This window comes from Chondromyces crocatus (assembly GCF_001189295.1).
Lineage (GTDB): Bacteria > Myxococcota_A > Polyangia > Polyangiales > Polyangiaceae > Chondromyces > Chondromyces crocatus.
Genome location: NZ_CP012159.1, coordinates 4,527,239 through 4,551,040, shown reverse-complemented (window position 1 = coordinate 4,551,040; position 23,802 = coordinate 4,527,239). Strand labels below are relative to the sequence as shown.

The following is a 23,802-nucleotide window of genomic DNA, read 5'->3' as shown; positions in this document are numbered from 1 at the left end:
CGAAGAAAGGCCATGCCCATGAATGGCGCCCCCCCGGATCGCCATGCCCGGAGGCGACGCGCGGGGGCGTTCCGGGGTGGCGGGAGCAGGCCGACGCCGTAAGCTCCCCGCACCTCGTGATCAGGAGATACCCATGACCCAGACGATCCCTGTCCGTGCCCTCGGCCGGCATGGCCTCCAGGTTTCCTCCATCGGCCTCGGCTGCATGGGGATGTCCGACTTTTACGGCAGCGAAGGGCAGCGGGACGAGCAGGAGTCCATCGCGACGATCCACCGCGCCCTGGAGCTCGGCGTCACGTTCCTCGACACGGCCGACATGTACGGGCCATTCACCAACGAGGAGCTGGTGGGCCGAGCGATCCGGCATCGCAGGGATCGGGTGACGCTCGCGACGAAGTTCGGCATCCGGCGCTCGGCAGATCCGGCAGCTCGCGGGGTGAGCGGAAAGCCGGAGTATGTCCGCGAGGCATGCGACGCCTCGCTGCGAAGGCTCGGGGTGGAAGCGATAGATCTGTACTATCAGCACCGGGTGGACCCGAGTGTGCCGATCGAGGACACCGTGGGGGCGATGGCCGGCCTGGTGCAAGCAGGCAAGGTTCGCTACCTGGGCCTATCGGAGGCGAGCGCAGAGACACTGCGCCGGGCCGCAGCAGTTCATCCCATCAGCGCGCTTCAGACCGAGTACTCGCTCTGGAGCCGCGATCCGGAGGACGAGCTGCTGGCCCTGTGCAGGACGCTGGGGATCGGCTTCGTCGCCTACAGCCCGCTGGGACGTGGCTTTCTCACCGGACAGATCAAGCGCTTCGAGGATCTCGCCCCCGACGACTACCGGCGCACGTCACCCAGGTTCATGGGCGACAACTTCCAGAAGAACCTGGAGCTTCTCGCTCGGGTCGAGGAGATCGCCCAGGAAAAGGGGTGCTCGGCGAGCCAGCTCGCCCTCGCGTGGGTCCTCGCGCAGGGGGAGGACGTGGTGACCATCCCCGGAACGAAGCGCCGCCGCTACCTCGAAGAGAACGCCGCGGCAGCCGCGATCACGCTGACGCCCACCGACATCGCCCGCATCGACGCTGCGGCGCCGCGAGGCGCAGCGGCAGGGGAGCGCTACACCGAGGTCGGGATGAAGCTCGTCAACCAGTGACGGGAATCCCTCGAAGCCGCTCCGCCACGGCGAGCACATCCACGTTGCCGCCGCTCAAGATCACGCCCACCCGGCGGCCCGCCACGTCGACCCTCCCCTGAAGGGCGGCCGCCAGGCCGAGCACCGCGGTCGGTTCGACCACCAGCTTCAGGCGCTCCCAGACGAAGCGCAGCGCTCCCAGCAGCGCCTCGTCCGGGACCGTCACCATGTCGTCCACGAACTGGCGTACCAGAGGGAACGTGAGCTTGCCCAGGGACGGCGTGCGCGCCCCATCGGCCAGCGTGTCGGGGTTGTGAACGGAGCAGAGCACCCCGCTCTTGAACGAGCGCGTGGCGTCGTCCCCCGCCTCGGGCTCCACTCCCACCACCTGGCACCCTGGGCTCAGCGCCCGGGCCGCCAGCGCAGAACCGGAGAGGAGCCCCCCACCACCACAAGGCACGAGCAGCAGCTCGAGCGGGCCGACCTCCTCGAACAGCTCCTTCGCAGCCGTCCCCTGGCCCGCGATGACGTGCGGGTGATCGAACGGCGGAATGAGTATCGCCCCTCCCTCTCCAGCAATGCGTTGCGCCACGTCTTCACGGCGCTCCTTGCGGGGATCATAGATCACCACCCGCGCGCCGTACCCCTCGGTGGCCCGCCGCTTCACGGCAGGCGCGTCCTCGGGCATCACGATCGTGGCCGGCACGCCCAGAAGCCGCCCCGCCAGCGCCACCGCTTGTGCGTGATTTCCAGATGAATAGGCAATCACGCCCCTCCGCCGCTCCGCTTCGCCCAGCCTGCTCACGGCGTTGTACGCACCACGAAATTTGAATGCCCCCATGCGCTGGAGATTCTCGCACTTCAGAAAGCACGTCGCCCCGAGCAGGGCATTCAGCGTTCTCGAGGTGGCAACGGGCGTGCGGTGGGCGATCCCATCGAGCAGCCGGGCCGCACTGGCGATATCGTCGTACGTCACATCGACCGACAACGGATCATTCGACATGGCGCCTGTTACGCCAGGGTCCGCGCGCGTGCAATGCATATGCAAAGCGAAATGTCCACATTGACGCCGACGCCCCCTTCTGTCTTGCTATCCATACCAGCGTCGCTGTCCATACCAGCGTCACAACCCGGCGGTATCACCGTCACGGAGGAGAAATGAGCATGGACGCAATCACCGCCTGGGCCGTGTCCATCATGGTGTCCTGGGCTCCCCCCGGGAGGAGTCACATCCGAGACGCGGTCGAGACGCCCGAAGAAGGCCGTGCTCGCTATGAGGCGATTGCCGAAGCGGCTGCCCGCGTCGCGTACGATCCCGAACTCGACCCCGTATTCCGAGGGCCGCGAGGCCGGGCCACGACGATGGCGCTTCTGCTTTCAATCGCCAAGCACGAGAGCGGATTTCGCCGCGACGTCGATCTCGGCAAGGGACCCTTGTCGCGCGGTTCGGGGACGGACTCGTGCTTGCTCCAGATCCGGGTCGGCAAGGGGAAGACCGCCGAGGGGTGGACGCACGAGGATCTGGTCGAAGACCGCGAGAAGTGCTTCCGGTCGGGCCACGCCCTCATCAAGCGCTCCTTCGGTGCCTGCCGCAATCTCCCCATGCTGGACTGGCTCGGCGCCTATACACGCGGACGCTGTGTTCAGGGGGAACCAGCATCGCAATCACGGATGAAGCTCGCCCAGCGGGCTCCCCAGGCCCCACTCGACGACGCTGCTGCGCTCGCCGCGCGCGCCAAAGCGACGCCACACCCCTGAGCCTGGCACCAGAAAAGAATTGCGTCGGCTCCAGCCATCCCCCTAAAAAGATCCAACCCGCTCGAACCCATCCGGCAAGAGCGCACTGCAACGAGAACCCTGCAAGGAGACACCATCCATGGCCCTCGAGGTCGGACAGCCTTTCCCGAGCTTTTCTCTGCCGAATCAGGACGGGAAGACCCTATCGCTCGGCGATTTCGCCGGCAAATGGCTCGTCCTTTATGTCTATCCCAAGGACGACACCCCGGGCTGCACCATCCAGGGTCAATCGTTCACGGCGACGCGCCAGGATTTCGACGCCGCGAACATTACCGTCGTCGGCATCAGTGAAGACGACGTCGCCTCGCACCGCAATTTCTGCAACAAATTCAACTTCACCATCGATCTGCTCGCCGACACGAAGCACGAGCTGCTCCGAGCGGCTCAGGTCGGGCAGAGTGAATGGAAGGGCACCCTGTACTGGGACCGGACCACGTTCGTGATCGACCCGTCCGGTGTGCTGCGCAAGATCTACGAGAAGGTGACCCCGCAGGGTCACGAGCAGGTCTTGCTGACGGACATCAAGGCGCTTCAGGGGTGACGACTCGCCGAGGAGAGGCTGCCTCGGGCATGCCTCTCTTCGGTCGATGGCTCTGACGTGGAGTCTGGAGCGGAGACGGAGGGGGGAGGATCAGTGGATGAAGCGCAGGAACGCGTCCGGGCGCTTGCCACCGTACGAGCCATTCCAGTAGCCGCTCTTGTAGTTGGCCACCGCGACGCCCGTGCTCGTCTGGGAGCCGATGAAGGTGCCCTTGTCGGGGTCGAGGACGATACCGATATGCCCGGGCCAATGAACGAGATCCCCAGGCTGCGGCAGGTCGACCTTCATGAACTTGGGCGAATGCGGGAAATCGTCCGCGCGGATCATGGGGAATGAGGCGTCCACCGTCTGGCGAAGCACAGCCACCACGAACTGGTTGCAAACCATCTCGCTGTAGAGGACCTCGCGGCCAAGGTTGGTCTCGAAATTGGCTGCTGCCTGGGCGATGTCGAAGCTCATAGGTCCTCCTGGGACAATGAGGGTTGAAAGCGGCACGCTACCACACCCTCTCACCGCGAGAACAGTGGGGCTGACACCGTTGTGTACGGAATACGAGTGATGGGAACAGCAACGACATCCCGTCGTGGTATTCGCCATCGACAGCAAATTTGGACCAGACCGTGTCCGAGCGAGGCATTCGCTGCGTCGAATGCGTCGACGCTCACCATGACGCGGTGTGCCGAGCAGGAGATGGTGCGATGACGGGTGGCTACCGCAGCTGGAGGATCCTCGTCTCCAGCGCCTCGCGCCCTTCCAGATCGAGGCTGGTCGGCACGGCGTGGCGCCCCAGCTCCACCACGCCAGCATCCGGGCAATAGGAACGCCCGGGATCGCCGAACAGGACCGTCACGCCACGCCGCGCGCAGGCGCGAAGCCAGGGGATCACCCGGGCCGCCATCTCGCGGTCGTAGCAGACGTCGCCGGCGAGGATGACCTCCCACCCCACGTCGGCCTCGGAGGTCGTGAGATCGTCCAGCTGGGTGGCGATGGTCTCGCCGTTGAGTGCTGCATTCATCGCAATGGCCACGCCCGCGAAGGGATCGATGTCAGCGGCCGTCACGAAAGCGGCCCCCGCTTTGGCCGCGGCGAGCGCCACCAGACCGCTGCCGGCAGCGAAATCGAGCACGCGCCTTCCAGCGACCAGCTGGGGGTGGTCGAGGACGTGACGGGCGAGGGCCTGACCACCAGCCCACGCAAAAGCCCAGTAGGGAGGCGGGATGGTGCCGGAGGAGAGGGGTTCACCTTCGGTCCCCGAGGAGAGCATGCCGAGCCCGAGCTGCTGGAGCTCGCGCTCCGTGGCGTACCAGAGCGGGGTGACCTCGGTGGCGAGATGAAGGCGCAGCTCGGGGACGAGGGGAGGCGCGACGATCTCGGTCTGCCGAACGATGAACGCCGCCGCGCGGGCCTCCGACGAGGGCACCTCGATCGTCATGGTGTCGCGCGTCAGGCGTCGCCCCTGGAGTCAGGCGGCGCCCTCGAAGTCAGCCTCCGCCCACGAAGTGAACAATCTCCAGCACATCGCCTTCACGAAGGGCGGTGGAGCCGTGCTCTGCGCGCGGGATCACGTCGCCGTTCTGCTCGACCGCCACCGGGCCCTCGCCCAGGCCGAGCAGCTCCACGAGCGCCCGCACCGTCGTCGCCGCCGGCACTTCGCGCGGCTCCCCGTTGACCGTGACGTTCATCTGTCCTCCTGGGCCTCCCGCTTTACCTGGCCGTGCCCGTCCCCGTCCAGGGGCGCAGCGCGCGGAACACGGGGATCACTCGAGCCCGCCGCTTCGACGATGGCCCGGAAGCGTCGCGCATTCTCCACGTAGTGCGCCGCGCCGAAGCGACCGAGATCCGCCTGATCCAGGTTGACCTCGCCCACCACCTTCGCTGGGTTGCCCTTCACCATGGAACGAGGCGGGATCACCATCCGCGGTGGCACCAGCGCGCCGGCCGCGATGACCGAACCAGCGCCGACCTCCACATTGTCGAGGAGGATGCTCCCCATCCCGATGAGGCAGCCATCGCCCACGATGCAGCCGTGCAGGATGGCACCGTGTCCCACGGTGACGTCGGCGCCGACATGGGTCCACGAAAGGTTGTCGGTGACGTGGACGCAGACCAGGTCTTGCAGGTTGGTGCGGGCGCCGATGCGGATCTTGCCGACGTCCCCGCGCAGGACCGCGCCGAACCACACGCTGGCGTCGTCGCCCAGCTCGACGTCCCCCACCAAGGTCGCGTTGGGAGCCACGAACACGCCGCGCCCAAGGCGCGGAAAGGTGTCTCCGTAAGGAAGGATCAAGGCCATGCCGACAGCGTTCCCTCAGCTCTCGGCGCGCGGGCCTTCACCGACGACCGGCAAGACGCGCCGCCCGGCAGGACGAGGCCGCGCCCTCCGCGCCGCCGCCCGAGCCGCTTCAGTGAGCTCGCCATGAAGGGAGTGCTTGTTCGCCCGGATGATCTGAACGGTCACCACCTCGCCCACGAGGTCCAGCTCGGACACCCCTTCGATGTGCACGATCTCGTTGCGGCTGGTCCGGCCCGACCAGAGATCGCCCGCCTTCGCTGGCCCCTCGACCAGTACCTCCTGGACCGACCCCGTGAGCCCTCCGAGGTGCCCGCCGAGCAGCGCCTCGCTGAGCGCGAACAGCCGGGCGAGGCGCTCCCCTTTGATCTGCTCGGACACGTCGTCCTGAAGCTTGAGCGCCGGGGTGTAGGGACGGCGTGAGTACTTGAACCCGAACAGCCCCCGGAAGCCCACCGTCTCCACGAGGGAGAGCGTCGCCTCGAAGTCCTCCTCCGTCTCGCCGGGAAAGCCGACGATGATGTCCGTCGACAGCGTCAGTCCAGGCGCCGCTTCGCAGAGCGCGCGGGTCCGGGCGATGTACTCCTCGCGGGTGTAGCGCCGGATCATGCGCTTGAGCATGCGGTTCGAGCCCGACTGCACTGGCATGTGGACGTGCCGCGGCAGGATCGGCAGCTCCGCGTGAGCCCGGATCAGGGACGGCGTGAGGTGACGCGGATGCGGGCTCGTGTAGCGGAGACGCTTGAGTGAGGGCACCTCTGCCGCGATGCGCCAGAGCAGCGCCGCGAACTCGCTCTCGTCCGGATCCGAGGGATCTGCGCCTTCCGCTCGGGGGAGACGGGTTGCCGGATCCCGGTAGCTGTTCACCGTCTGCCCCAGCAGGGTCACCTCGCGCGTCCCCGAAGCGCAGAGCGACGCGATCTCGGCGACGATCTCGTCACTCGAGCGGTAGCGCTCGGGGCCTCGCGTGTACGGGACGATGCAGAACGAGCAGCGCTCGTTGCACCCCTTCATCACCGTCACGAACGCCGTGACCCCGCTACCGCCGGTCGGAGGCGGCAAAAAACGCGGTGCGTCAAGGTCGAAGGTTGTACGCACCACCGGAAGCCCGCCTGTCGAAAGATCCCCCAGGAGACGCGGCAGCTCGACGATGTTGTCCGGCCCGATCACCACGTCGACCGTGGGCATGCGCCGGAGGAGCTGCTCCCCCTCTTGCTGGGCGACGCAGCCGGCCACGATGAGGACCCGCTCGGGTTGCTCCTGCTTCCACCGGGCGAGGCGGCCCACCTCACTGCGCAACTTTTGTTCGGCTTTCTCCCGGACACTGCACGTATTGAGCACCAGCACATCCGCGTCCGCGGGCCCCTCGGCCTCCGCGTAACCGGCGCTCCGGAGCACCTCGCGCATGCGCTCCGAGTCGTGCACATTCATTTGGCAGCCAAAGGTTGTGATGGCGTAGCGAGGCATCCGGCGGGCATGGTACACCAAAGGCCGCGATTCGGCCTGGCTACGAACGGCAGGCGAGGCTGGACACTGCGCTGGACAGGAGAGGGCGATGGCGAACTTCGAAAACCTGGTCGAGCTCTTCGAGCGTTCGATCAAGCTGTACGGATCTCGAGACCTTTTCGGCACCAAGAAGGATGACCAGTGGAACTGGCTGTCCTACGGGGAAATTGGCCGACTGGTCGACAACTTCCGCGGTGGCCTCGCGTCGCTCGGCATCCAGCGAGGGGATCGGGTCGCGATCATCTCGAACAACCGTGTCGAGTGGGCGGTCGCCGCCTACGCCTGCTACGGCCTCGGCGCCGCCCTCGTGCCCATGTACGAAGCGCAGCTCGCCAAGGAGTGGGCCTTCATCATCAACGACTGCGAGGCCGTGGCCGTCATCGCAGCGACCTCCCAGATCCACGAGAAGTGCCGAGAGATCCCGGAGACCGCGCCCACCCTCAAGCACATCATCGGCCTCGCGCTGCCGAAGAGTGACCCGCTTTCCTACGACGCGCTCCTCGAAGCCGGCGCCCAGAAGCCGGTCCCGGCGATCAAGCCCACGCCGGAAGACACGGCGTGTCTCATCTACACCTCGGGCACCACGGGCAACCCCAAGGGCGTGATCCTCACGCACGGGAACATCTGCTCCAACATCAACGCCGTCCACGCCTGCTTCCCGCTGAACGCAGAAGATCGGAGCCTCTCGTTCCTCCCGTGGGCCCACTCCTTCGGGCACACCTGCGAGCTGCACGCCTTCCTGTCCCTCGGCGCCTCCATGGCCCTCGCCGAGGCCGTCGACAAGATCGTCCCCAACCTCGCCGAGGTGAAGCCGACGGTGCTGGTCAGCGTGCCCCGCATCTTCAACCGCATCTACGACGGCGTGAACAAGCAGATGGCGGCGAAGCCCGCCGTGGTGCGCAACCTCTTCCACGCCGGGATCCGCATCGCGACCAAGAAGCGAAACGGAGAGGCTCTCTCGCTGGGCGACAAGCTCAACTTCGCCCTCGCCAACAAGATCGTGTTCTCCAAGATCCGCCAGAAGTTCGGCGGCCGGCTCAAGTACGCCGTGAGCGGTGGCGCCGCCCTCTCCCGCGAGGTCGCAGAGTTCATCGACGGGCTGGGGATCAAGGTGTTCGAGGGCTACGGCCTCACCGAGACCTCACCCATCATCTCCGCCAACCGCCCGGATGCGCACCGCATCGGCAGCGTCGGCAAGCTGATCGACGGGGTGAAGGTCATCATCGACAAGACCGAGTCGGGTGACCCCAAGCACGGCGAGATCGTGGTCACGGGCCCGAATGTGATGAAGGGCTACCACAACCGCCCTGAAGAAAATCAGGCGGTTTTCACCACCGACAAGTGCTTCCGCACCGGCGACCTCGGCTACATCGACGAAGAGGGCTTCCTCTACATCACCGGCCGCATCAAGGAGCAGTACAAGCTGGAGAACGGCAAGTACGTCGCGCCTGCGCCCCTGGAGGAGCAGCTCAAGCTCTCCCCCTTCATCCTCAACACCATGGTCTACGGCGACAACCGCCTCCACAACGTGGCGCTCGTCGTGCCCGATCTGGATGCGGTGAAGGAGTGGGCCAAGACCGAAGGTGTGAGTTACCAGGCGGCGGCCGATCTCCTCACCAACGCGCGCGTGATCGCCATGATCCAGAGCGAGGTCGACAAGTACTCCACCGAGTGGAAGGGCTTCGAGCGCGTGAAGCGCATCACCCTCGCGGAGGAGGACTTCACGACGGACAACGGCATGCTCACCCCCTCGCTCAAGCTGAAGCGGCGCGTGGCCTGGCAGCGCTACCAGAAGCAGATCGAGAGCCTCTACGAGACCAAGAACAAGTCCGGCTCCACCTCGGACGCCGCCGCCTGATCCTGCCGGGGGCTCCCCACCGAGCCCCGTCTCGCGTACGCTCGGCGCGCCCATGGTATCCGGCGCCCAACCTTCCCCCGGTCCCCTCCCCCCGAAGCGCACCCTCTATCCCGAGCTCGAGCCTTACCGAGCTGGACGGCTTCGTGTCTCCGATCTCCACGAGATCTACTACGAAGAGTCCGGCAACCCGCGCGGCAAGCCGGTGGTCTTCGTCCATGGCGGGCCTGGCGGAGGCACCGAACCCAAGCAGCGGCGCTTCTTCGACCCTCAGGCGTACCGCATCATCCTCTTCGATCAGCGCGGCTGCGGCCGGAGCACGCCTCACGCTTGCCTCGAAGAGAACACCACCTGGCACCTCGTCGCCGACATGGAGACCCTGCGCGAGCACCTCGGCATCGAGCGCTGGCAGGTCTTCGGGGGCTCCTGGGGCAGCACGCTCGGCCTGGCTTACGCGCAGAAGCACCCCGAGCGCGTCACCGAGCTGGTCCTCCGCGGCATCTTTCTGCTCCGCCGGCAGGAGATCGAGTGGTTCTACCAGCGCGGCGCCAGCGCGATGTTCCCCGACGCCTGGGAGGAGTACCTCGCCCCCATCCCGGAGGCCGAGCGCTCGAACCTGCTCATGGCCTACCACCGCCGCTTGCTCAGCACCGATCTCACCGTGCAGCGCACCGCAGCCCGCGCCTGGAGCGTGTGGGAGGGGACGACGAGCTGCCTGCGGCAGAACCCGGAGCTGATCGCCCGCACCCAGGGGGAGGTGTTCTCGCTCGCCTTCGCCAGGATCGAGTGCCACTACTTCGCGAACGGCGGCTTCATGGAGCGGGAGACGCAGCTCCTCGACGACGTCGATCGCATCCGCCACATCCCCACCGTGATCGTGCAAGGCCGCTACGACGTGGTCTGCCCCATGGAGAGCGCCTGGGCGCTGCACCGCGCCTTCCCCGAAGCCGATCTCCGGATCGTGGCGGACGCAGGCCACTCCGCCCTCGAGCCAGGCACCGTGCACGAGCTGATCGAAGCGACAGATCGGTTCCGCTGAACCTGCGACCGAAGCCCCACCAGCATTTCGGCGCTCGACGAGACGGCAGGGGTGCTTGCCCCTGCCATGAGCATCACAGCGCGTCGAGCTTGTAGGCCACGCCCAGACCGACGACGTTGGTCGATGCGCTGTAGACCCCCCCATTGATGGTGTCCGGAACCCGCGGCGGGTTGGCGCGGAGCGGCATCACCTGCGTCACGCGCGCCTCCTCGGGCGCCACATCCACGTCGAACGCGAACACGCGCGCAAACGTCGCGTCGAACCGGAAGCGACCCAGGTGTACCCCCAGCCCCAGGGCCGCCGTCACCTTCGGCGCGTCCATCGTCAGCACGGTCAGGTACTCCGCCGGGACCGCGCTCGTCTCGAAGCTCAGCCCTCCGCGCGCCTCCCAGCGCTTGTCGAGCCAGCCGAAGCCGTACTCCCCCCCGACGCGCAGCGAGACCGCGTCCTGGAACTGACGCTGGAGCGCGATCGGCGGCACGTGGAACGGCTCGGGGAACCCTGGCAGCCCCCGGAGGGCCACGTCCGGGGTGACCTGGATGGCGTCGTGCATGCTCCAGTGCTCCCAGGCCACCCCGACCTCCACCCGGAGATCCTTCACCACCCGCGCCTCCACCCCGAACCGCAGCGTCCACGGCAGGTCGAACGCCACATCCACCGAGTCTCCCTCGACGCGCGCCCGCTCGAAGACGGGCGACGCTGGAAGCCGTGTCTGGACCGTTCCTCCCGTCCGGACCCACACCGGCAGGTGGAAGCTCAGGCCGAAGTGCCACGCGGGCACCGGAGCCCACTGCACACCGAGTTGCCCCGTCGGCGCGAAGATCGGCCCCGCGTTCAGCGCCGCAGCCCCATCCCAGTCTGGATCCTCCGGCGCGCACAGGAAGCGCTCGGGCAAGCACCCCGAGAAGGCCATCTCACTCCGGAACGAGCCCGTCAGCATCGACACCACCGCCCCCAGGCGCAGCTCCGGCGTCGGCGCGTACGCGATGCCCGCCCCCACGAACGCCAGCAGCGACCCCCGGAGGTTGTACAGCGCGTACCGCTGAGGCGCGGGCGCCCCGCCCACCGCCTCCGGATAGCTCGCGAGCGCCGCATACGGAGCCCACACCCCGACCCCGAGCGCCCAGGCGCGCGAAAGCCGGAGCGAGCCGGCCAGCGTCGGGATCGGCAAGAACGGAGAAGAGCCGCTCACCTCGTCGAACGTCTGCAGGTACGTCGCCACCGGCTCGCCCGTGCTCGGATCGAGCTGCTGGGCCAGCGAGCGCCGCGTGTAGTCGCTCGACCAGTTCACCCAGCTCCCATCGACGAGAAACTGCGTGCCCGAGTCGAAGAGCCCGGCCGGATTGTAGGCCATCGCGCCGGGATCATCCGCACCGGCCACGAACGCGCCGGCCCTGGCGAGCGGGCGCACCCCCCGATCCGCCACGTAGAGCCCCCCCGCATGGGCCGCCTTCGACAGCGCGACGATCACGAAGGCGAGCGCCGCAGCTCCCCCTGCGAATTTGCCGGCTCGAGTTCCGATCACCGGCGCTCTCGCCGGCTCACGATCGCGTAGAGCTGCTCCATGCCCCGCGTCTCGTCCGTCAGGAACTCGCTCACGGCCCCGAACACCTCCGCATAGTCCTGCTGCGAGAGCGGCGCCTCCACGTCCGCGTCCAGCCGGTTCACCTCGGCGATCACGTCGAGCATCACCTCGATCGGCGCGACCCCTTCCCCTTCCATCGGCGTCACCATGGCTGGCAACACATGATCCAGCACGTGGTACCGATCGAAGCGATCGTCGGCCAGCGCCTTCATCAAAGGAATCAGCGTGGCAGCAGCCCCCGTCTCCTCGGCCTCGGCCCCCGGGTTCGCCACGACCGCCGCTGCCCGGAGAACGGGCGCCAGCACGTCGTCGCTCGCCAGCACCTGACAGAGATCCGTGAGCGACGCCAGCGTCGCCGAGAGCGCCTCGGCATCGGACTTGCCACCGAGGAGATGCTGCAGCAGCCGCCCCAGCTCACGACGCGCTGGCTCGTTCGCGCGCAGGGCTTCGTTCACGTCGGTGATCGCCGCGAACAGCGGGCCGCTCAGCGTCTCGGCCAGCTTCTGCCCGAGCCCCACCTTCGCCCAGGCACAGGGCTCCCCGCCTTCCCGTGCAGGGCAGTGCGCGTTGAGCTGCTCGCGCAGCAGGTCCACGGTCGTCACGAGGAGCGCCGGCGTCGCCCGGTTCTTGAACCGTGCCTCCTCCCCCTCCCCTTGCACCGCGAACAGCGCGTCCACGATCTGCGATCGGGCCCGCCTCCACTGCCCCTTCCGGGCCTGGGCGTCCGCCGCCCCGCTCTGCGCGAAGCGCTGATCGAACCCGTGCAGTGCGTCGGCGAACAGCGAGAAGAGCGTCACCTGCGCCTGCGGCGTGCCATCCACCCAGGTCGTGGACGCGCTCCCCTTCCGATCCACCATCCCCACGCTCCCGGCGTACTGCTTGCTGAACAGGATCCGCGTCACCCGCTCCAGCACTTCGGCGCCCGTCCACACCTCCCCCGCCTTCGGCCCGCGCTGCACCGTGATCGCCGACAGCTCGTTCACCGCCTCCGCGAACGCGACCACCGCCGGCACGAGGTCCCCCTCCACGACATCGGCGAGCAGCGGCTCGTACGTCGCCACCCCGGCCTCGGAGCAGTACTTCGGGTTGCTCGCCGAAGTCCCCGACTTCAGGCACTCGGGCCCGTGCTCCGGACCGCTCCAGTGACGGTTCAGGATCCGGATGAAGTCAGCGAACATCACCTCACCGCAATCGCGCCCCTCGCTCGCGCTGCAAGGCTCGTTCGCAAACGCCAGGATCATCGGGCGCAGGTAGTCGAGGAACCCCAGCCGCTCCCACGTGAAGATCACCCCGCCATCCCGCAGCCGCATCAGATCGACCGACGCCGCACACTGGCTCGCACCGGCCGCGTTCTTCACGCAGACCGAGCTGGACGCTGGCTCGATGAGCCCCGACACGAAGGCATTCGTGTCCTTGTTCGACGTGGTGCGGTGCGGGTCGAGATCCGGCAGGTTCGGATACCGCGTCGAGTCGGCGCCGAAGAACACCAGCCGGTTCAGTGCCTTGCTCGTGGGCGTCAGCGTCAGCCCGTCGATCCCGCTCCCGTCCTCGAACACCGAGTCCACGCTGATGTTGAAGAAGTCGGCGATGTCGAGCATCGCACCCAGGAACCCATTCTTGATCTCGATCTTCGACTTCTTGGGGTGCCCCGCCGGCAGCGCCGAGTCGAGGTAGAACGTCGCCACGTTGTCGAACTGGAACAGCGAACACTGGTCGTAGTTGCCGAACGGGAACCCGAACACTCGGACCTGAGCCCCTTGCTTGTTGCACGCCGTAGATCCGTGCGCGTCGTGGATGAGCTGGAGAGAGCGCTGAAGGATCGAGCGGTTCGCCCCTACCCGGGGAGCGTTCCAGTCCACGGGGGTCGACGGGTCGACGTAGGACAGCGAGCCGGACCCCGCAGTCACCGTGAGGTTCACCGGCGGCCCATTGAGGCGTGACGTACCGCTCGTCCCCGGGTCGTAGCTGAGCTGATCCCGGTTCCGGAAGAACTGCCCCATGGCCTCTCCGAAGTGCGCCACCCCGGGCCCCCAGCTGCTCGGCGTCGGCTTCACCAGCAGCGGCGTGCCCGCCGCATCCCGCGCCGCGAACGCCGAGAGCAGCCGCTTCACCAGCCCGGGTCGATCGGACATGCGCCCGAGCAGCTCCCCCATCTCGTCCCAGATCGGCGTCTCGTAGGGGATCTCCGCGCGCGGCTCCTCCCCACGGAGCGCCTTCTCGTCGTGCGCCGCCGCAAACTCCCGCGCCCGGAGCGCGGCCCCGATCACCCGCGCGACGACGGCCTCGTGGTTCTCCAGCAGATCCTTCACGCCGAGCAGCAGCGCATCCGAGTCGGGATCGGCGAGAAACTGCCCCATCGCATGCGAGACGTCGGCGAGCGGCGAGTCCTCCCCCCGGAACCGCGAGTACTGCGTGCAGTGGGCGCACGTCTGCCCGGCGGGCAGGATCTTCTCCGCCTGGTGATCGTACGCCGCCGCCTCCCGATCCCCGTAGAGGGTGAACGCGCCAGCAAGGGCGTACATCAACGCCTCGTTCTCACGCTTCCACGCTTCCGGATCGCCTGGCGTGGCGTTCAGCAGCGGATCCGTGAGCGGCAGGAGGGTCCGCGACAGGGCCGCACCGGCGGTCCGCGACGTGTCGATGTAAGCGTACAGCGCAGGCTCTGGACGCCCGAACGAGTCCAGCGCCTCCCGCGGGGTCGACCCCGGCACGACGAACGGCGGATCCACGGAGAGCGGCGCTCCCGCCGACAGAAAACGTCCCGACCCATCGATGTCGGCCAGTCCATCACCATCCGCATCGACGAACGGGCCCCCCGCGAGCGGCAGCGCAATCCCACGCCGATCCCGGGCCACGATGTACGCCGGCCCTGTTCCGCTGGACGTCGCGAACGCGGGGCTCTCCCGCACCAGCAGCGTGCGCAAGATCTCCACGTTGCTGCGCGGCCGGTTCGGCTGCGCCGTGCTGGGGTCCAGGGTGAGCGGTGGCAGCGCAGCCACATTGCTCCTCGCGGTGGCGAGCTCTTGCTCCACCACCGTCAGCAGCTGCTCGAACGCCGGCGCCCCCTCCCCCCCTGGCCCGAGCACCTCCGTGCTGGTGCGGCTCAAGGCACGCATGCTCGGGTACGCCAGCGTCGCTCGGATGGCGCCCAGGATCACCTGGCTCGGGCGATACCCCTGTCGCCCCCACATCTGCGCAAAGGCTCCCCGCGCCGCCTCGCTCTCCGAAAAAGCGGCGAACAGGCGCCCGAGCGCTCGGGTCGACTCCGGAAGGAGCGCCTTTCCACCGGGCACGTAGGGGTTCGTCTCGTAGAGCGCCGCGATCTCTTGCGAGTACGAGAGCAGCGCGTCGTGCAGGCGGATCCGGTCACCGCCCGCCTCGGTCGCCACGTTCTCGATCTCCACGTCGGGAAACGCCGTGTTGACGGCGTGGATCAGCGCCGACCGGCGCCGCACCAGCGCGTCCACCCGCGCGATCGCGCGGCGACGCGCCTGCTCGGCCTCGCCGGTCGTCGGCGTCGGCAGCTTCGCGACGTCGATCTCATCGGCATACACCCCGTCCGCGTCGAGGTGACAGACCCCCTGGTACGAAGCCCCGGTCAGATCCTCCGCGAGGGCCGACGCCCCCACCCGATCACAGAGCACCCCGTACAGATCGTCGCCCAGCGTCGCCCTGGGCAGCGCACGTCGCGTCGTGTCGAACGCCTCGTGACACGAAGCGGCGGCGCCCACGAGCAGCGTCACCCCGAGCAGGCCGCACCCGCGCTTCCACCACCCCGAAGCAGACCGAAACGAACGTCGGCGCATGACCCGCCTCCCATGCGATGCAGCGCTGCGGGGCGACCCCCTCGCCTGCGCTCGAACGACACCACGATATCCCAACGCGCCCGCGCTTCGTAATCCCAACGCGCCCGCGCTTCGTAGCCGCCCGACGCACCCCGGTGCTAGCCTCGTGCGTCATGACTGCCGACCAAGCTGCCCCGCTCACTGCCGTCATCCTCGCTGCCGGCCAGGGCACCCGCATGAAGAGCCCCCTGCCCAAGGTGCTCCACCCGCTCTGCGGCCGCCCGATGCTCCACTACGTCGTCGACGCAGCGTTTCAAGCAGGCGCCGCCGATGTCGTCGTCGTGGTCGGCCATGGACGCGACGAGGTCTCCGCCCAGCTCGCATCCGCGTTCGGAGACCGCGTCCGCACGGCGGTGCAGGAGACGCAGCGCGGCACTGGCGACGCGGTGCGTTGCGCGCTCCCTCAGCTCCGTCCCGAAGCCGACGCCGTGCTGCTGCTCTGCGGTGACACCCCCCTGCTCGAAGCCGAAGAGCTGAAGGCCCTCTGGAATGCCCTGAGCGCGTCGAGCGGCCCGCTCGCGATGCTCACGATGACGCTGCCCGATCCCACGGGCTACGGACGCATCCTGCGAGGCGCCGACGGACAGGTACTCGGCATCCGCGAGCACAAGGACGCGAGCCCCGAAGAGCGCGCGATCACCGAGGTCAACCCTGGCGTCTACGTGGCGCGCACGGCCTTCTTGCGCGAAGCGCTCACCCGCCTCACCACCGACAACGCACAGGGAGAACTCTACCTGACCGACATCGTCGCCCAGGCCGCCACCGCAGGTGGTACCAGCGCCCTCTCCACCCGCGATCCCGGCTCCCTCGCGGGCATCAACGACCGGGCCCAGCTCGCTGCCGCAGAGGACGTCCTCCACCACCGCATCGCCGACGCCTGGCGGCGAAAGGGCGCCACCATCCGCACCAGCGCACGGATCGACGCCAGCGTCGCCCTCGACCCCGACGCCATCATCGAGCACGGCGTCGTCCTGCGCGGCGCGACGCGCATCGGCGCCGGCGCCCACATCGACGTCGGCTCCGTACTCACCGACGTCGTCGTCGCCGCCGGCGCCGTGCTCAAGCCCTACACCGTGGCGCAGCGCTCGAGCATCGGCGAGAAAGCGCAGATCGGTCCCTTCTCCCACCTCCGACCGGACAGCGAGATCCACGACGAGGCCCACATCGGCAACTTCGTCGAGACGAAGAAAACGGTGGTCCGCCGCGGCGCCAAGGCGAACCACCTCGCCTACCTGGGTGATGGCGACATCGGCGAAGGCGCCAACGTCGGAGCGGGTACCATCTTCTGCAACTACGACGGCTTCCGGAAGCACAAGACCGAGATCGGCCCTGGCGCCTTCATCGGCAGCGACTCGCAGCTCGTCGCGCCCATCCGCATCGGCGCAGGAGCCTACGTCGGCACCGGGACCACCGTGACCCGTGACGTACCCGACGACGCGCTCGCCATCGGCCGTGCACGCCAGGAGAACAAGGAAGGCTACGCTTCCCGCCTCAAGGGCCGTCTCAAGATCGGGAAATGACCCTCGTGGCAGGGGTGTTCAGGCCGATGCGCGGATAGCAATCCGCTGGAACCGAGGGGCCCGAAGCCCCTCGTAGCGCGCTCGCGTCACTCGTCGCAAGCTCGCGTCACTCGGCGTCGGCCACGCTCTCGCCGAGGGACGACCCCTCCTCGAAATGCGTGGGAGGCAGCGCGTGGCCCATCCTGCGCCGCTTCGCATCCAGGTACGACGCCGAGAAAGGGTTCGGTCGAATGATCGCGGGGAGACGCGCCGTGATCTCCACACCGAGCTTGCTCAGCGCGTCCACCTTCTCCGGGTTGTTCGTCATCAGCTTGATCGACGAGACCCCCAGGTGCTCCAGGATGGCCGCCGCCGGCTGATAGTCCCGCGCATCATCCGGGAGCCCCAGCAAGCGGTTCGCGTCCACCGTGTCATGCCCACGGGACTGCAGCTCGTACGCGCGGATCTTGCTGCTCAGACCGATGCCCCGCCCTTCCTGGCGCAGGTAGATCACCACCCCCAGCCCCCGCCGCGCCACCTCTTCCTGTGCGGCCTCGAGCTGCTCACGGCAGTCGCACTTCAGCGAGCCGAACACCTCGCTGGTCAAGCACTCCGAGTGGACCCGCACGGTCACGCCACGCTTTCCACGCACGTCGCCCATCACCAGCGCGACGTGATCCGGAGAGAGCCCCGTCTCCGCGTGCGCTGCGTCGCCGTACCGGAACACGAGCATGTCGAACAACCCGACCCGGGTGGGCACGGGCGCCTGGGCGCAGATCACGAGCTGAGGTCGGGGCAACGCTTCGGAGATGAACATCGCGCTCCTTGGGACCGATGCGTGTTCGGAACCGGCCTTTGTATAGCTCAGGGAACGCGCACCCGGGCGAGGAAGTAATCCTCCGGAGCGGTCGGCCGCGGGAGCCCGAGCTCATCGATGGGACCACCGTACATCCCGGCCACGTAGAACGCTGGCGACCCCATCACGGGCGCGATGGCGCGCGCAGCGTCGTCGCCGAGCGAGCCCACCGGCAACGCGTGCATTGGCGTCCCCGTCTCCACGTCCAGCATCATCAGAAAGCCATCTCGGGCTCCCTGGTAAGGCATGGTGACGTTGCCAGCCGTCAGGTCTCGCCCCGCAATTCCCACCACGCCGACCCACCCGGCCGAGGTCGCCACCCCGAGCCCATCGTCATCACTCGACTCGCTCGCGATCTTCGTCGCATGCGTGCACATCGCGCCGTCGAGGAGGATCTGAGCAACGAACGCGTCCCTGTCGCCCCCCCTGACCTGGATGGCGTCGCACCCCGGCATCGTCGTCGAGCCGGAGCTGAGGTGGCCCACGACGTGGAGGCTGTCGCCGTCTGCCCTCACCTGGGTCACCTGATCCGTGTTCAGCCCACCGATGCGCACGAACCCCCCCGCCTGCATGCTGCCGTCGTCCCCGAGCACCAGCACGAAGCCGTCATCCGAGTCGTCGTCCGGGCTGTCGTACGAGAACGGCGGGGTCGTATCGACCGTGACCACGTTGCGGAAGTACCCCCCGGCGGCCACGCCGCCGTTCGGCAACGCCGCGACCGTCGTCGTCCTCTCGTTGAGCGCTCCCCCGATCTTCCGCGCCCACGCGCACTCGAACCCGCCGTTCACGCCGGGCTCCAGCTTCAGCACGTAGCCCTCCATGTTCATCGCCGCCGTGCTCGACAGCGCGCAGCCGGCGTTCGCATCGGTCGTCCCATCCATCGATCGGACCGCGAGCTGACCCCGGTACTCCCCTCCGACGTACAGCGCCCCCGCGTCGTCGAACGCCACCGAGAACGCCCGCTGCGTGTTGATGCTCGCCTCACCGGCCACCTCCCGGAAGAGCCGTGCGTCCCTCGGCGTGCCATCCGCTTCGAACACGAAGAGGTAACCGTCGATGCCACGCGCCGCGATCGCGACGCCATCGAGTTCGAGGTTCCCGTTCTCGTACCAGCCGGCGACCGCGATGCTCCCATCGACGGGCGACACCGCCACATCGGCGACCGACTTGTTCGTCGCGGTCCCGGTCAGCGCCTGGCTCCACCTCGGATGCCCATCGCGATCGAACGACACGACGAAGACGTTCTGGCGACCCACGTCACCGCGCGGCTCGTCACCGAAAGCGATGGGCTCGGCCGTGCTCGCGACGAGGACGACGCCCTCCGGATGGGACGCGAGGCGCACGCGCGACTGGCTCCAGTCCTGATCCTCGTCGTTGCCGAAGTGACAGACCCAGTCGACCTGCGAACCTGGCGGACCACTCGAACACAGGCCGTTGGCCCACGGGCCACCGCCCTCGCCGCCCGCCCCCCCAGCACCGGCCTCGCCCCCGCCCCCGCTCCCGCCGGGCCCCGGTCCCGAACCTCCAGGGCCCGCTCCCCCCATCTCTCCCCCACCGCCCTCGCCGGCGGGAGGACGCTGACCGTTCGTCAGCTCGACGAGAGTACAAGCGCCGAGTCCGCAAGCCAGGCCGAGAAGGGGGATCCACCGGTTCATGAGACCCCCAGTCTACCCGCACGGCGCCCGTGCAGACCCCCTCATCCACACGACCGACGCTTCACCCGTACCCCGATGCGACGAGCGCCAGGCCAGGAGCGGCTAGCCATGCCCGATTTCCAGAGTGGATCACGGCGTGATGAGTCCCGACGCACTGGCTCGGCGGAACTCCGGGTGCACGTGCCCCTGCCGTGTGGCTCAGAAGCGGCCCAGGACACCCAGACTGGCAGACCCGGGAAGGATGTGCGCCACCGGCTGGATCACCCGCGCCTCCTCCGAAGGTTTCGCGAGGATGAGTCCCATGCCCACCCCGAGAAGCACCGCGCCCACCCCGGCGCTCACGCCACCTGCGATCCACAGCCGCCGCACCGCATCGGCCTCGGCTTGCTTGCAGAAGGGCGCGCACTCGTCGAGGAGGGACGAGCGCTCCAGGTGACCGAACACCGCGAGCGCTCCACCGACCCCCAGCCCCAGCAACCCTGCGCCCCCCAGCGTCAACCCGAGCACCGGCGTCGACGACACGACGACCGGCGGAGGTGCCACCGGCGGGGGCACCTGCGGGCGCGGAGGCCGAGTGAGCGTCAACGTGAGGGGCGCCCGCTCCCCCGCCTTCACCTCGACCTCCTGCTCGGACGCCTGGAGCCCAGGAGACTCCGCGCGGATCGTGTGGCGCCCCGGGTTCACCTCGACCGCGCCTTGCCGATCGATGCGGACTGGCTCCCCATCGATCAGCAGCGTCGCGCCTTCGACCGCGTGGCCCTCGTCGTCCACGATCGACGGCGTCACCCGCCCGATCTGCGGCTCCACCTCTTTCAGCCACCGCTCGCAGTCCCGCGCCAGCAACCGGGGACACGTCCCGAGGCAGAGCCGCAGCTCCGCCTTCGCGTGCACCAGATCCTGGTTGCGGCGGAGCTGCTGCGAGTTCTCGTACGAGCTCACGCAAGCATCGCTCTCATCGCTCTCGGCCGCGGCAGCGACCTGCACCGACGAGAGCGCGAGCGCCACGCCCAGGGCCACCGAGAGCTTCCGGATCAGCGAGGAAAACAGGAGCGCTTCACGCGCTGAATTCCCTCTTTGTCGACGTAGTAGGGAGGATCGCATGGGTTCTTGGGACGCGCGACGGTCGTGGAGACAGCCGCCGCCCCTGCGTCGAGCGTACCTCCGTCGGGCTGCTCTGTGGGCCCTCCGGCGCGCAGTTCCTGATCTCCCGGACCCGCGGACACGTCGGGAGCCGTATCCGGCGAGGCGACCTCCGTCACGGGCACCGGCGGCGCGCTCCCCGGGACGGCCGCCTGGGCGTGCTGCGCGACGCCCTCACGGCCATCGCTCCCGACCGAAGGCTCCCCCTGCCCTCCCCACACGCCCGCGCTGCTCGCGCCGAGCCGCACCGCGAACGCCACGAGCAGCGCGGCGAACGCGCAGCCGAAGGCCAGCGCCATCCACCGACGGCGCGAGGGACGCGCGCGCACCCCCGGGCTCGCGGCCGGCGCCAGCGTCGAGGGAGCACCTGGCGCCAGCGTCGAGGGAGGGTTCGGCGTCAGCAGCGGGCCCGGACCCAGCCGGTCCGACCAGGGAGAGACCGAACTCGGTGGGGGGAGTTCCGGCGCGCTGCCACGCTGAGAGAACGGCGCGTCCTCCACCTCCAGTGGCAACGGCGCCCGTTCCACCCGGGTGACCACCGCGGCACGCGCGGCGAGCACCTCACGCGCCACCTCTTGCACCCACGCCGCCACCCGCCCGGGCGACGCAGGCGAGAGCGCACGCTCCAGCGCGTTCGCCATCTCCAGCGCCGAAGCGAAGCGCTCCTCGGCAGCGCGCGCGACGGCCCGCTCCACCACCCGGACGAGCCCCGCATCGACCCACGGCGCCACCTCCGCGAGTGACGGGATGCGCCCCTCCAGGATGCTCAGCATCACCGCGCCCTGGTTGTCCCCCTGGAACAACCGCTGGCCCGCCAGAAGCTCCCACAGCACCACGCCGGTCGCGTACACGTCCGCGTGACGCGTCACCTCCATCGTGGTCTGGAGCTGCTCTGGCGCCACGTACCCGAGCTTGCCTTTGAGCTGCCCTCGCTGCGTCGTCTGCTGCAGCCTCCCGGCAGCCTTGGCCACGCCGAAGTCCAGCACCCGCGTGATCCCGTCGACGCCCACCAGGATGTTCTGCGGCGACACATCGCGGTGTACCAGGCCGAGCGGCGTCCCCTCCTCCGTCACCGCCTCGTGCGCCGCGTGCAGCCCGTACAGCACGCTCGAGACGATGCTCGACGCGATCTCCGGCGGCACCCGCGCGCCGCTCTTCTGCAGCGTCCGCTGGATGGCGAACAGCGCGTCGCCCACCACGTACTCCATCACCAGGAACAGCTCCGTCCCGTTGGAGACCACGTCGAGGATCGACACCACGTTCGGGTGCCGGATGCGCGCCGCGAGCCGCGCCTCGTCGATGAACATGGTCACGAGCCGCTGCTCTTCGACCAGGTGCGGGAGCATCCGCTTGATCGCCACGGTCCGAGCGAACCCAGCCGCGCCGAGCTGCCGCCCGAGGTACACCCGCGCCATCCCCCCCGCCGCGATCGGTTCGTAGATCGCGTACCGGCCAAGCACGGAGATCGGAGCGGCCGCAGACACGGCCGGCAGGTTACCAGACCTGCAGGGAGGAAGCGCCTCCCTCGACACCGAAGTCCGCACGACCTCCGCGAGCGGGGATGACGGCGACGAAGTGCTCCGTCGAGCGTGCACGTCGCCCGCGCCGTCTTCCCACCACGCGACGCATCGCGCCTTCGGCCTTGACGGTCCGACCTGCCGCTTTCAAAGCATGCACCACGGTCGAGGCCCGGGACGGCAGCGCTACACCGCAAGGCCACGCACGACCACGAGATCACACGAGCCCGACGCGGAGCCGCGTGACCTCGGACGGCACGCCCGGGCAAGGAGTCACGATGACGAACAGAATCGGCGTGGGCATCATCGGCGCAAACCCGGACCGCGGCTGGGCCGTCACGGCGCACATCCCTGCACTGAAGGCGCTGCCCGCCTACGAGGTCCGCGCCGTCAGCACCACGCGACGAGCGACGGCCGACGCCACCGCCAGACGGTTCGGCATCCCGCATGCGTTCGCCGACCACCACGCCCTGGTCGAGCACCCCGACGTCGACCTCGTGGTGGTCTCCGTCAAGGTCCCCCGCCACCACGAACTCGTCACCACCGCCCTGAACGCGGGCAAGCACGTCTACTGCGAGTGGCCCCTCGGCAACGGCCTCGCCGAAGCCGACGCCCTGCGCGCCCTCGCCCACGAGAAGGGCGTCCACCACGCCGTCGGCCTTCAGGCACGCGCGGCCCCCGTCATCCGCCAGATCCGCGATCTCATCGCCCGCGGCGACCTCGGCCAGATCCTCTCCACGAGCGCCGTCGCCTCGGGCCGCCGCTGGGGCGGCGACATCGACACCGCCGGCGCCTACCTCCTCGATCATCGCAACGGCGCGACCTTGCTCTCCATCCCCGGCGGCCACTTCCTCGACGCCCTCTGCCACTGCCTCGGCGAGTTCCGCGAGCTCTCCGCCACGATCGCCACCCGCAGGACCGAAGCCATCCTCACCGACACGAGCGGCACCGTCCCCTTCGACACCCCCGACCAGATCGCCCTGAGCGGCGTCCTCCAGAGCGGCACCGTGGCCTCCCTGCACCTCCGCGGCGGCCTGAGCCGAGGCACCAACCTGCTCTGGGAGATCAACGGCACCGAAGGCGACCTCGTCATCACCGGCCCCTCCGGCCACGTCCAGATGGTCGACCTCCGCCTCCAGATCGCCCGCGGCAAGGACGCCCCCCTCGTCGACCTCCCCATCCCCCAGGAACACCACGCGACCACCGCCCAGGTCCCCTCGGGCTCCCCCTTCAACGTCGCCCAGCTCTACGCCCTCCTCGCCGAGGACATCCTGAAGGGCACACACCACGCTCCGAACTTCGACGCCGCCGTCACCCGCCACGAGATGCTCGACGCCATCGAGCGCGCCGCCCAGACCGGCACCCGCCAGCAGCTCTCCGCGGCTCCCTGAACCGCCCGTCGCCCTCGGCGACCACCCCTCCCGTACACCTCGCCCAACGTTCACCTGAAAGGTGACGCTTCGAGTTGCTCGATCGCGAGAGCGACGCTTCGAGCGACTCGACCAGATCCATCGGACTGTCCGCCCTTCCAGCACCACTCACGTCGCCTGACGTCAC

General features: G+C 68.7%; 19 protein-coding genes. 7 read left to right on the top strand and 12 right to left on the bottom strand.

Annotated features, from left to right (window positions below):
• Positions 1–133: 133 nt before the first annotated feature.
• Positions 134–1,141 carry an aldo/keto reductase gene (locus CMC5_RS16810; RefSeq protein WP_050431390.1) on the top strand — a complete coding sequence of 336 codons (1,008 nt, stop codon included), beginning with the start codon at positions 134–136 and terminating at the stop codon, positions 1,139–1,141.
• Here CMC5_RS16810 and CMC5_RS16805 read toward each other — a convergent pair.
• Complete coding sequence (locus CMC5_RS16805) at positions 1,131–2,123, bottom strand: threo-3-hydroxy-L-aspartate ammonia-lyase (protein WP_050431389.1); 993 nt, start codon at positions 2,121–2,123, stop codon at positions 1,131–1,133. The two genes, CMC5_RS16810 and CMC5_RS16805, sit on opposite strands and share 11 nt — an antisense overlap.
• Positions 2,124–2,284: 161 nt before the next feature.
• Between CMC5_RS16805 and CMC5_RS16800 the strand changes: the two genes are divergently transcribed.
• Both CMC5_RS16800 and CMC5_RS16795 read left to right on the top strand, forming a co-directional pair.
• On the top strand, positions 2,285–2,878 hold the full coding sequence (locus tag CMC5_RS16800; protein ID WP_245678473.1) for a hypothetical protein: 594 nt from the start codon (positions 2,285–2,287) through the stop codon (positions 2,876–2,878).
• A 118-nt stretch (positions 2,879–2,996) separates the two neighbouring features.
• Positions 2,997–3,458, top strand: a complete 462-nt coding sequence (locus CMC5_RS16795; RefSeq protein ID WP_050431388.1) for a peroxiredoxin — start codon at positions 2,997–2,999, stop codon at positions 3,456–3,458.
• Between the two features lie 90 nt (positions 3,459–3,548).
• Here CMC5_RS16795 and CMC5_RS16790 read toward each other — a convergent pair whose 3' ends face one another.
• The 5 genes from CMC5_RS16790 to miaB all read right to left on the bottom strand — a co-directional run bounded on the left by CMC5_RS16790 (position 3,549) and on the right by miaB (position 7,215).
• Positions 3,549–3,917 carry an NlpC/P60 family protein gene (locus CMC5_RS16790; protein WP_050431387.1) on the bottom strand — a complete coding sequence of 123 codons (369 nt, stop codon included), beginning with the start codon at positions 3,915–3,917 and terminating at the stop codon, positions 3,549–3,551.
• Between the two features lie 250 nt (positions 3,918–4,167).
• On the bottom strand, positions 4,168–4,890 hold the full coding sequence (locus tag CMC5_RS16785) for a class I SAM-dependent methyltransferase (RefSeq protein ID WP_050431386.1): 723 nt from the start codon (positions 4,888–4,890) through the stop codon (positions 4,168–4,170).
• A gap of 49 nt (positions 4,891–4,939) precedes the next feature.
• Positions 4,940–5,140 (bottom strand): sulfur carrier protein ThiS, encoded by a 201-nt coding sequence (thiS, locus tag CMC5_RS16780; protein ID WP_050431385.1) that lies wholly within the window; start codon positions 5,138–5,140, stop codon positions 4,940–4,942.
• Positions 5,137–5,751 (bottom strand): gamma carbonic anhydrase family protein, encoded by a 615-nt coding sequence (locus CMC5_RS16775; RefSeq protein WP_082362549.1) that lies wholly within the window; start codon positions 5,749–5,751, stop codon positions 5,137–5,139. Before CMC5_RS16775 ends, thiS begins: the two co-directional genes overlap by 4 nt.
• Before the next feature lie 15 nt (positions 5,752–5,766).
• Positions 5,767–7,215 carry a tRNA (N6-isopentenyl adenosine(37)-C2)-methylthiotransferase MiaB gene (miaB, locus tag CMC5_RS16770; protein WP_050431384.1) on the bottom strand — a complete coding sequence of 483 codons (1,449 nt, stop codon included), beginning with the start codon at positions 7,213–7,215 and terminating at the stop codon, positions 5,767–5,769.
• 88 nt (positions 7,216–7,303) lie between these two features.
• Between miaB and CMC5_RS16765 the strand changes: the two genes are divergently transcribed.
• Both CMC5_RS16765 and pip read left to right on the top strand, forming a co-directional pair.
• Positions 7,304–9,112, top strand: a complete 1,809-nt coding sequence (locus CMC5_RS16765) for an AMP-dependent synthetase/ligase (RefSeq protein ID WP_050431383.1) — start codon at positions 7,304–7,306, stop codon at positions 9,110–9,112.
• Between the two features lie 52 nt (positions 9,113–9,164).
• Positions 9,165–10,148, top strand: coding sequence for a prolyl aminopeptidase (gene pip, locus CMC5_RS16760; RefSeq protein WP_050431382.1), 984 nt, complete (start codon positions 9,165–9,167; stop codon positions 10,146–10,148).
• A gap of 73 nt (positions 10,149–10,221) precedes the next feature.
• On the opposite strand, the gene CMC5_RS16755 is transcribed toward pip, so the two are convergent.
• Together CMC5_RS16755 and CMC5_RS16750 are read right to left on the bottom strand one after the other, a co-directional pair.
• Positions 10,222–11,673, bottom strand: a complete 1,452-nt coding sequence (locus CMC5_RS16755) for an OmpP1/FadL family transporter (RefSeq protein ID WP_050431381.1) — start codon at positions 11,671–11,673, stop codon at positions 10,222–10,224.
• On the bottom strand, positions 11,670–15,539 hold the full coding sequence (locus CMC5_RS16750) for a hypothetical protein (RefSeq protein ID WP_063796291.1): 3,870 nt from the start codon (positions 15,537–15,539) through the stop codon (positions 11,670–11,672). Before CMC5_RS16750 ends, CMC5_RS16755 begins: the two co-directional genes overlap by 4 nt.
• A gap of 152 nt (positions 15,540–15,691) precedes the next feature.
• On the opposite strand from CMC5_RS16750, the gene glmU reads away from it, so the two are divergent.
• Entirely contained in the window at positions 15,692–17,098 is a 1,407-nt protein-coding gene (glmU, locus tag CMC5_RS16745; protein WP_063796290.1) for a bifunctional UDP-N-acetylglucosamine diphosphorylase/glucosamine-1-phosphate N-acetyltransferase GlmU, read from the top strand.
• A 106-nt stretch (positions 17,099–17,204) separates the two neighbouring features.
• Here glmU and ribA read toward each other — a convergent pair whose 3' ends face one another.
• The 4 genes from ribA to CMC5_RS16725 all read right to left on the bottom strand — a co-directional run bounded on the left by ribA (position 17,205) and on the right by CMC5_RS16725 (position 22,212).
• Entirely contained in the window at positions 17,205–17,894 is a 690-nt protein-coding gene (ribA, locus tag CMC5_RS16740) for a GTP cyclohydrolase II (protein ID WP_050431379.1), read from the bottom strand.
• A 47-nt stretch (positions 17,895–17,941) separates the two neighbouring features.
• A complete protein-coding gene (locus CMC5_RS44620) occupies positions 17,942–19,588 on the bottom strand; it encodes a hypothetical protein (protein WP_156338653.1) in 1,647 nt (548 codons plus the stop codon).
• Between the two features lie 198 nt (positions 19,589–19,786).
• Positions 19,787–20,605, bottom strand: coding sequence for a peptidase associated/transthyretin-like domain-containing protein (locus tag CMC5_RS16730; protein ID WP_050431377.1), 819 nt, complete (start codon positions 20,603–20,605; stop codon positions 19,787–19,789).
• A 14-nt stretch (positions 20,606–20,619) separates the two neighbouring features.
• Positions 20,620–22,212 carry a serine/threonine protein kinase gene (locus CMC5_RS16725; RefSeq protein ID WP_050431376.1) on the bottom strand — a complete coding sequence of 531 codons (1,593 nt, stop codon included), beginning with the start codon at positions 22,210–22,212 and terminating at the stop codon, positions 20,620–20,622.
• A 311-nt stretch (positions 22,213–22,523) separates the two neighbouring features.
• Between CMC5_RS16725 and CMC5_RS16720 the strand changes: the two genes are divergently transcribed.
• Complete coding sequence (locus tag CMC5_RS16720) at positions 22,524–23,636, top strand: Gfo/Idh/MocA family protein (protein WP_050435931.1); 1,113 nt, start codon at positions 22,524–22,526, stop codon at positions 23,634–23,636.
• The last annotated feature ends 166 nt before the right edge of the window (positions 23,637–23,802 follow it).